Annotated in this window: 11 protein-coding genes; 7 read left to right on the forward strand and 4 right to left on the reverse strand. The window is 72.9% G+C overall.

Annotated elements, in window-relative coordinates:
• Positions 1-61: 61 nt before the first annotated feature.
• Positions 62-802, forward strand: a complete 741-nt coding sequence (locus MB828_RS37045; RefSeq protein ID WP_301651998.1) for an SDR family oxidoreductase — start codon at positions 62-64, stop codon at positions 800-802.
• A gap of 10 nt (positions 803-812) precedes the next feature.
• Here the strand turns inward: MB828_RS37045 and MB828_RS37050 are convergent, their stop codons facing one another.
• Positions 813-992 carry a hypothetical protein gene (locus MB828_RS37050; RefSeq protein WP_133024717.1) on the reverse strand — a complete coding sequence of 60 codons (180 nt, stop codon included), beginning with the start codon at positions 990-992 and terminating at the stop codon, positions 813-815.
• 278 nt (positions 993-1,270) lie between these two features.
• Positions 1,271-2,095 (reverse strand): helix-turn-helix domain-containing protein, encoded by an 825-nt coding sequence (locus tag MB828_RS37055; RefSeq protein ID WP_301651999.1) that lies wholly within the window; start codon positions 2,093-2,095, stop codon positions 1,271-1,273.
• A gap of 133 nt (positions 2,096-2,228) precedes the next feature.
• Here MB828_RS37055 and MB828_RS37060 point away from each other — a divergent pair, with 133 nt between their 5' ends.
• Both MB828_RS37060 and MB828_RS37065 read left to right on the forward strand, forming a co-directional pair.
• Positions 2,229-2,936 (forward strand): alpha/beta fold hydrolase, encoded by a 708-nt coding sequence (locus tag MB828_RS37060; RefSeq protein WP_301652000.1) that lies wholly within the window; start codon positions 2,229-2,231, stop codon positions 2,934-2,936.
• A gap of 52 nt (positions 2,937-2,988) precedes the next feature.
• Positions 2,989-3,372, forward strand: a complete 384-nt coding sequence (locus MB828_RS37065; protein ID WP_301652001.1) for a DUF4440 domain-containing protein — start codon at positions 2,989-2,991, stop codon at positions 3,370-3,372.
• Between the two features lie 10 nt (positions 3,373-3,382).
• Here MB828_RS37065 and MB828_RS37070 read toward each other — a convergent pair whose 3' ends face one another.
• Positions 3,383-4,258, reverse strand: coding sequence for an undecaprenyl-diphosphate phosphatase (locus MB828_RS37070; RefSeq protein ID WP_301652002.1), 876 nt, complete (start codon positions 4,256-4,258; stop codon positions 3,383-3,385).
• Positions 4,259-4,550: 292 nt separating this feature from the next.
• Between MB828_RS37070 and MB828_RS37075 the strand changes: the two genes are divergently transcribed.
• Genes MB828_RS37075 through MB828_RS37085 form a run of 3 tightly spaced genes read left to right on the forward strand, consistent with a single transcriptional unit; the run spans position 4,551 to position 7,356 of the window.
• On the forward strand, positions 4,551-5,708 hold the full coding sequence (locus MB828_RS37075) for a Gfo/Idh/MocA family protein (protein WP_301652003.1): 1,158 nt from the start codon (positions 4,551-4,553) through the stop codon (positions 5,706-5,708).
• A complete protein-coding gene (locus MB828_RS37080) occupies positions 5,705-6,634 on the forward strand; it encodes a PmoA family protein (RefSeq protein WP_301652004.1) in 930 nt (309 codons plus the stop codon). Before MB828_RS37075 ends, MB828_RS37080 begins: the two co-directional genes overlap by 4 nt.
• On the forward strand, positions 6,631-7,356 hold the full coding sequence (locus MB828_RS37085) for a cupin domain-containing protein (protein ID WP_430381488.1): 726 nt from the start codon (positions 6,631-6,633) through the stop codon (positions 7,354-7,356). Before MB828_RS37080 ends, MB828_RS37085 begins: the two co-directional genes overlap by 4 nt.
• A 7-nt stretch (positions 7,357-7,363) precedes the next feature.
• Here MB828_RS37085 and MB828_RS37090 read toward each other — a convergent pair whose 3' ends face one another.
• The gene (locus MB828_RS37090; RefSeq protein ID WP_301652006.1) at positions 7,364-7,834 is read right to left on the reverse strand and encodes a winged helix-turn-helix transcriptional regulator; all 471 of its coding nucleotides are present in this window, start codon (positions 7,832-7,834) and stop codon (positions 7,364-7,366) included.
• 115 nt (positions 7,835-7,949) lie between these two features.
• On the opposite strand from MB828_RS37090, the gene MB828_RS37095 reads away from it, so the two are divergent.
• Complete coding sequence (locus MB828_RS37095) at positions 7,950-9,122, forward strand: thiolase family protein (protein WP_301652007.1); 1,173 nt, start codon at positions 7,950-7,952, stop codon at positions 9,120-9,122.
• Positions 9,123-9,260: the final 138 nt, after the last annotated feature.

Here is a 9,260-nt window from a genome sequence, read left to right on the forward strand (position 1 = left end):
GAAGCGAACCCGGTTTTGGATCACCGTAGGATCACCGTCCGGTCGTTCTCAGGAGGCTTGTATGGCACGTCCCGTCACGGTGGTCACCGGTGGCAGTCGGGGAATCGGGGCCGCGACCTGTCTGCGGCTCGCGGCGGACGGGCACGATGTCGTGATCGGTTACGTCCGCGACGCGGACGCCGCCGCCGCGGTCGCGCGCGGGGTGGCGGAGGCCGGGGCGCGGGCCGCCGTCGTGCAGGTGGACACGGCGGTGGAAGCGGACGTGGAGCGGCTGTTCGACACGGCGGAACGGGAGCTGGGGGCCGTCACCGGCCTGGTCAACAACGCTGCCGTGACCGGGCCGTTGGGGCGGCTCGCGGACACCGACACCGCCGATCTGCGCAGGGTCGTCGAGGTCAACCTGCTGGGGACGCTGCTGTGTTCGCGGCGCGCGGCGCGGCTGCTGGCCGGGCGGGGCGGCGGAGCCATCGTGAACGTGTCCTCGGGGGCCGCGACCCTCGGCAGCCCGGGTGAGTTCGTCCACTACGCGGCGACGAAGGCGGCCGTCGACGCCCTGACCGTGGGCCTCGCCAAGGAACTCGGCCCGGACGGGGTGCGGGTCAACGCGGTCGCGCCCGGCGCCGTCGACACCGAGATGCACGCGGCGATGGGCGACCCCGGCCGGGCCCTGCGGATCGGTGCCGGCGTCCCGTTGGGACGGGTGGGCCGGCCGGAGGAGATCGCCGCCGCGATCGCCTGGCTGCTGTCGCCGGAGGCCTCCTACACCACCGGGGCCGTCCTGCGGGTGGCCGGCGGCCGCTGAGCCCCGGCGGTCAGGCCGCCTCGATGATCCGCCCGCGGATCGCCTCGGCCCACTCGACCACCAACAGCTCGTACTCCGACCGCTCCTGGGCCGACAGCGTTCCGCCCGTACGCAGCCACAGCGCCCGGATGTGCTCGTTGACCTCGGCAGCAGAGCGCGCGGAACCAGGGGTTCGGGAATCGGGGGACATACGGAACAGCGTAGGGGCAAGAACTGACCGTGCGCTACCGGGCCACTACAGGGACCGTATGGGGTTGGTCACGGGCGAAACGGTCAACAGACGGGCAAGCCTTGGCATTTGCCGGACGAGTGGGCGCGAGACAGGGCCCTCCCTGATCACCGTTCGCGGCCTTCGCCCTCGCCGGAGCCGGTGTGCCGGTCCCGAAGTGCGGTGCGGCGGGCGGCTGTCGGCAGTTGGCCGAGATGAGTCGCCCGGCGGGGCGCACGGCGCCGTCCGCGCTCCCGGCCTCACGGCGTGGGCAGCGCGGCGGCGAGGAGCGCGAGCTTCTCGGCGCTGTCGCTGCCCGGTTCCGGGTGGTAGACGACGAGCGTCTGGCCCGTCGTGCCGCTGATGTCCAGCCGTTCCCGGTGCAGCCGGAGCCGCCCGACCCGGGGGTGGTCGAGGTCCTTGGCCGCGCCCGTGCAGCCGGCCACGTCGTGGCGGGCCCAGAGCCTGCTGAAGTGCGGGCTGGCGAGGGAGAGTTCGCCGACGAGGTCGATCACGCCGGGGTCGTCCGTGTCGGTTCCGACGGACCGGCGGAAACCGGCGACCATGCCGGCCCCGGCGTTCTCCCAGTCCGGGTGGAGGGCCTGTTCGGCCGGGTCGAGGAAGGTGTCCCGGAGCCGGTTGGCGCCGACCGTGAAACGCGGAGACAGCGCGGTGGCGAGGGAGTTGACGGCGAGCACGTCGAAGCGGCGGCCCTCGACGAGCGCGGGCAGCGGCAGGGCGGTGACGAGCTGGACGACGCCGGGCGGAACGGTCTCCTTCCGGGCCCGGCGCCGACGCCGGCGGGGCGCCGCCGAGCCGAGGCCCAGCAGATACGCCGTCGCCTCCTCGTCGAGCCTGAGCACCCGGGCGATGGACTCCAGGACCTGCGCGGAGGGGTTGCGGTCACGTCCCTGTTCGAGGCGCAGGTAGTAGTCGGCGCTGATCCCGGCCAGCATCGCGACCTCCTCCCGGCGCAGCCCCGGCACCCGCCGTACCCCGAGCACCGGGATGCCGACCTGCTCGGGCGTGACGAGCTCACGGCGGGCCCGCACGTACGCGCCCAGCAGGTTCGGTTCGTCGGTCATCCCGCCACCGTAGTACGGGCCGCCCTGCCCGTGCCTGGCCCTGTCACCCCCAGGACCGGCGGGGCTCTGCCGCGGCCGGCGCCCCGGCGCGAACGTGCTCGGTGACAGCGCGGAGCGAACCGAGGAGGACGACATGTCGACGTATCTGCTGGTGCACGGTGCCTGGCACAGCGGGGAGTGCTGGGAGCGGGTGGTGCCGTTGCTGACGGCGGCCGGGCACCGGGTGTACGCCCCCTCCCTGACCGGCTTCGGGGACAAGGCGCGGCTGCTGGGCCCGGAGGTCGGCCTCGACACCCACGTCGACGACGTCGTCCGGCTGATCAAGGACGAGGACCTGACCGAGGTCGTCCTGGTGGGGCACAGCTACGCGGGGCTGGTCGTCTCGTCCGTCGCCAACCGGGTCCCGGAGCGGATCGGGCACCTGGTCCACCTCGACGCGATGGACCCGGAGGACGGCGAGACCGCGGCCGACGTGCAGCCCGCGACCCAGGGCATGATCGACCGCGCGCTGGCCTCCGAAAGCGGCTGGCGTGTCCCGCCGCTGCCCGAACTGCCACCGCCGTACGGGCTGTTCGGGGTCACCGAGGCGGCGGACCTGGCCTGGTTGCGTTCGATGCTGTCCGACATGCCGGTGCGCTGCCTCCAGCAGCCGGTACGGCTGGACAACCCGGCGCTGCACGGCGTCCCCCGCACCCACGTCCACTGCGTCGGTGCCGTACCGCCGGGCATCGTACGCCGTCCGGTCCCGGCGGACCGGCGGGTGTGGGAACTCCCCACCGGCCACGACTGCATGATCACCATGCCGGCCGAGCTCACCGCGCTGCTGCTCCAGCTGGCCTGACCCCGACGGTAATTCGTTGGGGCAGGACAGCGGCAGTTTGTAGGCTCCGGGCATGACGGACGAGGACGAGCGGGCGGTGCGGGCGGCGATCGACGGGGAGCTACGACTGCTCGACCCGGCGGTGCGGGCCGAGCCGGCCCTCGTCCTGGAGCTGCTCGACCCGGAGTTCACCGAGGTCGGGGCGTCCGGGCGGCGCTGGGACGCGACCTCCATCCTGACCGTGACCAGCGGCGGCTCGGTGTCCCCTGACTCGCCGGTCAAGGTCAGCGAGATGTCGGGGACGGTGCTGGCCCCGGGTGTCGTGCTGCTGAAGTACTTCGGCGACAACCAGGGGCGGCGCGTCTGGCGCAGCTCCGTGTGGCGGCTGACGGCGACGGGCTGGCGGCTGTACTACCACCAGGGCACCCCGGCCGCCCCCGAGGCGCCGGCTCGCTGAGGCGCCTGCCTCAGCTCGACGACTCCGCCGCGTGCGGGCTGAGGACGTCCGCCGAGACCAGCGCGATGATGACGACGCCGAGGGCGACGCGGTACCAGACGAACGGCATGAAGCTCTTGTTGGAGATCCACTTCATGAACCAGGCGATCACCGCGTATCCGGACGCGAACGCGATCACCGTCGCGAACAGGGTCGGGCCCCAGGCCACATGGCCCTCGCTCACCGAGTCCTTGACCTCGAAGGCGCCGGAGGCCAGCACCGCCGGGATGGCGAGCAGGAAGGAGTAGCGGGCCGCCGCCTCCCGCCGGTAGCCCATGAACAGGCCGCCGCTGATGGTGGCGCCGGAGCGGGAGACGCCCGGGATCAGGGCGCACGCCTGGCACAGACCGAAGATCAGGCCGTCCTTGATCCCGAGGTTCTCCAGCGTCTTGCGCTGCTTCGGCGCGCGGTGCTTGCCGCCGGTCTCGTCGCGGGCCGCGAGCCGGTCGGCGATGCCGATCACGACACCCACGACGATCAGCATCGTCGCGGTGATGCGCAGATCGCGGAACGGGCCCTCGATCTGGTCCTTGAGCGTCACGCCCAGCAACCCGATGGGTATCGAGCCGACGATCACCAGCCAGCCCATCTGGGCGTCGTGGTCGCGCCGCATCGCCTTGTCGAACAGCGACCGGAACCAGGCCGAGAGGATCCGCCCGATGTCCTTGCGGAAGTAGATCAGCACCGCGGTCTCGGTGCCGATCTGGGTGATGGCGGTGAAGGCCGCGCCCGGGTCCTCCCAGCCGGAGAAGGCCGCGGTCAGCCGCAGATGCGCGCTGGACGAGACGGGCAGGAACTCGGTCAGCCCCTGGACGAGTCCGAGGATCAGCGATTCAAACCAAGACATGAAGGTACGGCGTCCCAGGGGTGAGGGGGCGGCTGGAGGTCGCGGCGGCGCGCGTGATCATGCGTGTGCAACGGCAGCGTAGCGGGCCCGGACGACAGCCCTGACACAGGGGTTGGGCGGGCGGACCGGGGTACGGCGGCGGTGCGGGGGTGTTGACCGGTCATGGCACCGCCGCTTACGTTTCCCCAGGAGAAAGCGCTTGCTCCCGCACATCGGGGTGCGTGTGCGGCGCATTCGGGCGGAGCTTCGCGCCCGTCGTCGGCAGACACCCCGAGGAGTGCTGATCACGTCCATGCCCCGCTCGCCCCGCCCCCCAGCCCCCTTCACCGGCCGGCGCATCCGGGCCGCCGTCGTCGGCGCCGGTGCCATCGGGCGCGGCTCCCATCTGCCCGCGCTCGCGCGGCTGGCCGCGGAGGGCGAGACCGAGGTCGTCGCCGCCGTCGACATCGATGCCACCGCCGTCGAGGCGATGTGCGCGGAGGCCGGCATCCCGCACGCCTACACCGACCTGGACCGGATGCTCGCCGAGCAGCGGCCCGACCTGGTGACCATCGGCACTCCGCCGACCCTGCACAAGGCGCAGACGGTGGCCGCGCTGCGGGCCGGGGCCTGGGTGTGGTGCGAGAAGCCGCCCGTGCCGAGCCTCGCGGACTTCGACGCGGTCGAGGCGGAGGAGGGCAGCGACGGCGGACCGTACGCCTCGATCGTCTTCCAGCACCGCTTCGGCTCCGGCGCCGCCAAGGTGCGCCGGCTGCTGGCCGAGGGGGCGCTGGGCCGCCCGCTGGTGGCCCACTGCCAGACCACCTGGTACCGGGACACCGCTTACTACGCCGTGCCCTGGCGGGGCCGCTGGGCGACCGAGGGCGGCGGCCCGGCGATGGGCCACGGCATCCACCAGATGGACCTGCTGCTCGACCTGCTGGGGCCGTGGCAGGAGGTGCGCGGGATGGCCGCGCGGCTGGTGCACGACGTGGAGACCGAGGACGTCTCCACCGCGCTGGTCCGGTTCGGGAACGGCGCCCTGGCCACCGTGGTGAACAGCGTGCTCAGCCCCGACGAGACGAGTCGCATCCGTATCGACTGCGAACGCGCCACCGTCGAGCTGACCCACCTGTACGGCCACCGCAACGCGAACTGGCGGATCACCCCGGCTCCGGACGTCCCCGCCGACGAGGCGGCGGCCTGGCAGGACTTCGGCCCCGACGTGCCCAGCTCGCACCTGGCCCAGCTGCGCGAACTGGTCGCGAGCATGCGCGCCGGGGAGCGGCCGCGCAGCAGCGGCGCCGACGGGCGCACCAGCCTGGAGCTGATCACCGCGCTGTACAAGTCGGCGTTCACTGACACGACCGTACGTGCGGGCGAGATCGGTCCTGGAGATCCTTATTACACGGCCCTGCACGGGGGCGCACCGGGCTGGGCGCCGGTCGAGCGCGAGGAGGTGTCCGCGTGAGCGGGGAGCTGCGGATCACGCACACCCACGGCGACCGGGTCACCGTGACCGAGCCGGTCACCGGGGTGCAGCTGTTCGCGTACGTCTACCGGCCGGAGGCCGCCTGGGAGGCGCCGCGGCCCTATCTGCACCCGCTGCGCACCCTCGCCGGGGACGTCGTCACCGACTACCGGCCCAACGACCACCGCTGGCACAAGGGCCTCTCGCTGACCTCCTCGCACCTGTCCGGCGCGAACCTGTGGGGCGGCAACTCCTATGTCCACGGGCAGGGTTACCTCGCCCTTCCGGAGCGGGTCGGCTCGATGGCGCACGTCGGCTTCGACGAACTGTCGTCCGGGGACGGCCGGCTCGTCATCGCCGAACGGCTCACCTGGCATCCGTACGACGGCTCGCTGTGGGCGGACGAGCGGCGGCGGATCGAGGTCCATGACGTCGACCCCGGCTCCGGTTCCTGGGCGCTCACCTGGAGCAGCGACATCACCAACCGGCGCCCGGAACCCCTGCTGTTCGGCAGCCCGACCACGGCGGGGCGCGAACAGGCGGGGTACACCGGCCTGTTCTGGCGCGGCCCGCGCGCCTTCCGGGACGGCCGGATCATCGGGCCGGACGGCGAGGGCCCCGGCCTGATGGGCTCCCAGTCCCCCTGGCTGGCCCTCTCCGGGGAGCACGACGGCGTCGACGGCCACGCCACCGTGGTCTTCGAACACGCCCCGGAGAACGACCAGTCGGGTGCGGACGGCGCCCACCCCGCGCACTGGTTCGTACGCAACGACCCGTTCGCCGGCATCGCCCCCTCCTGGGCCTTCCACGACGAACTCGAACTCGCCCCCGGCGACACCCTGCGGCGCCGCTACCGGGTCGTCGTCGCGGACGGTGCCTGGGAGCGGGCGGACATCGCCAAGTACCTGGCGGCGCATCCGTGGTGAGCGACGGGGAGACCGCGTTCACCGGGCTGCCGGGCGGCGTCGCGGTCTCCCGGCTGTGCGTGTACGACTGGCCCGCCGCCGACGGTGTGCGCGGTGGGACACCCCATCTGCACCTGGCCTGTTCGGAGGCGTACGTCGTCACCGGCGGCCGGGGCGCGGTACAGACGCTCACCACCTCCGGGTACCGGGTCACGCCCCTCGTGCCCGGCACGGTCGCCTGGTTCACGCCCGGCACGATCCATCGCCTGGTCAACGAGGACGAGCTGCGCATCACCGTCCTGATGCAGAACAGCGGCCTCCCGGAGGCCGGGGACGCGGTGCTGACGCTGCCGCCGGAGTACCTGACCGACCCGGAGACCTACGCGGCGGTGACCGCCGTCCCGGCCGACGCGCCCGAGGCCGAGCGGGAGCGGATCGCGCGCGCCCGCCGTGACCTGGCCCTGGAGGGCTACCGCGGACTGCGCGCGGCCACCGGCCCGGAGCCGCTGGCCGCCTTCCACCGGGCCGCCGCCGCGCTGGTGCGGCCCCGGATCGCCGAGTGGCGCGAGCGCTGGCGGCGCGGGGCACGGGCCGCGGCCACGGCCACCGGGGACCAGCTCGACCGGCTGGCCCGGGGCGATGCCACGCACCTGGCCGATGCCGTCGTACAGGCCGAACAGCCCTTTGAGCAGGGCAGGTTCGGGATGTGCGGACGGCTCGACGTGTACCGGCAGGGGCAGTAGCGCAGGCTCAGCCGGCCGCCGGTCCGGCGATCGTCCAGCCCGGGGCCTGCGGGTGCGCCGTGAGGTGTTCCTGGCGCACCGGGTCGCCGCAGGCCGCGCAGGTGACGACCGGGGTCAGGTCCTTGCCGCAGCTGTGCTCCAGCACCATGGGCCGGTCGCCGTCGGCGTGCAGATGGCGGTCGCCCCAGTCCATCAGGGTCATCAGCACCGGGTGCAGCTCCCGGCCGGCCGGGGTGGCCCGATACTCGAAGCGCTGCGGGCGCTCGCTGTAGACGTGTTTGCTGAGGATCCCGGCGTCGACGAGACGGCGCAGCCGGGTGGCCAAAATGTCGCGCGGGGCGCCGATGTTGCGCACCAGCTGGTCGAAACGGCCGTTGCCCAGCATCACCTCGCGCAGGACCAGCAGGGAGTACTTCTCGCCGACGAGCGCCAGGGTGTCGGCGATCGAGCAGGGGCGGGGGTCCTTGGGGGCGGCCATGCACGCCAGTGTAGAGGCATTCCGTGTGAGGGTTTGATTTTCCAACTCTGCGCGTTATGGTGAGTTCGGATTTCCTACTCACCGGTAATCGAGACTGGCAATCGAGGTCCCCGAGATGCGCGACGCAGTCATCGTCGAAGCCGTACGCACCCCCGTCGGCAAGGGCAAGCCGAACGGCTCCCTGGCCCACGTCCACCCCGTGGAACTCCTCGCGCACACCCTGCGCACCCTCGTCGAGCGCTCCGGGGTCGACCCCGCCCTCATCGACGACGTGATCGGCGGCACCGTCGACCAGGTCGGCGAGCAGGCCATGAACACCACCCGGTACGCCGTGCTCTCGGCGGGCCTGCCGGAGACCGTCCCCGCGACCACCGTCGACCGGCAGTGCGGCTCCTCCCAGCAGGCCGTGCACTTCGCCGCGCAGGGCGTCATGTCCGGTGCCTACGACATCGTGGTGGCCTGCGGTGTGGAGTCGATGAGCCGCGTGCCGATGTGGTCCAACGTGCCGCCCGGCAAGGACCCCTTCGGGCCCGGGGTCGCCGCCCGCTACCCGGAGGGGCTGGTCCCGCAGGGCATCAGCGCCGAACTCATCGCCGCGAAGTGGTCGATCGGGCGGGCGGAGATGGACGAGTTCGCGGTCTCCTCGCACGCGAAGGCGGCGGCGGCCTGGGCCGCGGGGCGGTTCGACGCCGAGGTGGCCCCGCTGGAGGGGGTGGGCCGTGACGAGTCCGTACGGCCCGGCACCACCGCGGAGGTCCTCGCCGGGCTCAAGCCCGCCTACTACGACCCCGGCTTCGCCGAGCGCTTCCCGGGGATCGAGTGGAACGTCACCGCGGGCAACGCGAGTCCCATCAACGACGGGGCGTCGGCCGTGCTGATCATGGCGGGGGAGACCGCGGAACGGCTCGGGCTGCGGCCGCTGGCCCGGTTGCACGCGTTCGCCGTGACCGGCTCCGACCCCGTGCTGATGCTGACCGGCGTCATCCCGGCGACCGAGAAGGTGCTGCGCAGGGCCGGGCTGCGGCTCGGGGACATCGACCTGTTCGAGGTGAACGAGGCGTTCGCCAGCGTGGTGCTGGCCTGGCGGCAGGAGACCGGGGCCGACCTGGAGAAGGTGAACGTGCACGGCGGGGCCATCGCGCTGGGGCATCCGCTGGGGGCGAGCGGGACCCGGCTGACCACGACGCTGGTGCACGCCATGCGGGAACGCGGCGCCCGCTTCGGCCTTCAGACGATGTGTGAGGCGGGTGGGCTGGCCAACGCGATGATTCTGGAGGCGGTTCGGTAGGAGGCGGTTCGGTAGGAGGCGGGGGCTGTGCGCCTAGTGGGGTGCCTGGGTGCGTCGGGGGGCGGGTGCGGGGCGGTGGGGGCTGTTCGCGCAGTTCCCCGCGCCCCTACGGGGCGCTCTGCGCGGCGCTTGGATGGC

Source organism: Streptomyces arenae (genome assembly GCF_022343545.1).
In the GTDB taxonomy this organism is placed as follows: domain Bacteria; phylum Actinomycetota; class Actinomycetes; order Streptomycetales; family Streptomycetaceae; genus Streptomyces; species Streptomyces humi.

Coding starts and splice junctions, on each gene's coding strand:
- MB828_RS37045 (WP_301651998.1), top strand. CDS start 62: ATGGCACGTCCCGTCACGGTGGTCACCGGTGGCAGTCGGGGAATCGGG.
- MB828_RS37050 (WP_133024717.1), bottom strand. CDS start 992: ATGTCCCCCGATTCCCGAACCCCTGGTTCCGCGCGCTCTGCTGCCGAG.
- MB828_RS37055 (WP_301651999.1), bottom strand. CDS start 2,095: ATGACCGACGAACCGAACCTGCTGGGCGCGTACGTGCGGGCCCGCCGT.
- MB828_RS37060 (WP_301652000.1), top strand. CDS start 2,229: ATGTCGACGTATCTGCTGGTGCACGGTGCCTGGCACAGCGGGGAGTGC.
- MB828_RS37065 (WP_301652001.1), top strand. CDS start 2,989: ATGACGGACGAGGACGAGCGGGCGGTGCGGGCGGCGATCGACGGGGAG.
- MB828_RS37070 (WP_301652002.1), bottom strand. CDS start 4,258: ATGTCTTGGTTTGAATCGCTGATCCTCGGACTCGTCCAGGGGCTGACC.
- MB828_RS37075 (WP_301652003.1), top strand. CDS start 4,551: ATGCCCCGCTCGCCCCGCCCCCCAGCCCCCTTCACCGGCCGGCGCATC.
- MB828_RS37090 (WP_301652006.1), bottom strand. CDS start 7,834: ATGGCCGCCCCCAAGGACCCCCGCCCCTGCTCGATCGCCGACACCCTG.
- MB828_RS37095 (WP_301652007.1), top strand. CDS start 7,950: ATGCGCGACGCAGTCATCGTCGAAGCCGTACGCACCCCCGTCGGCAAG.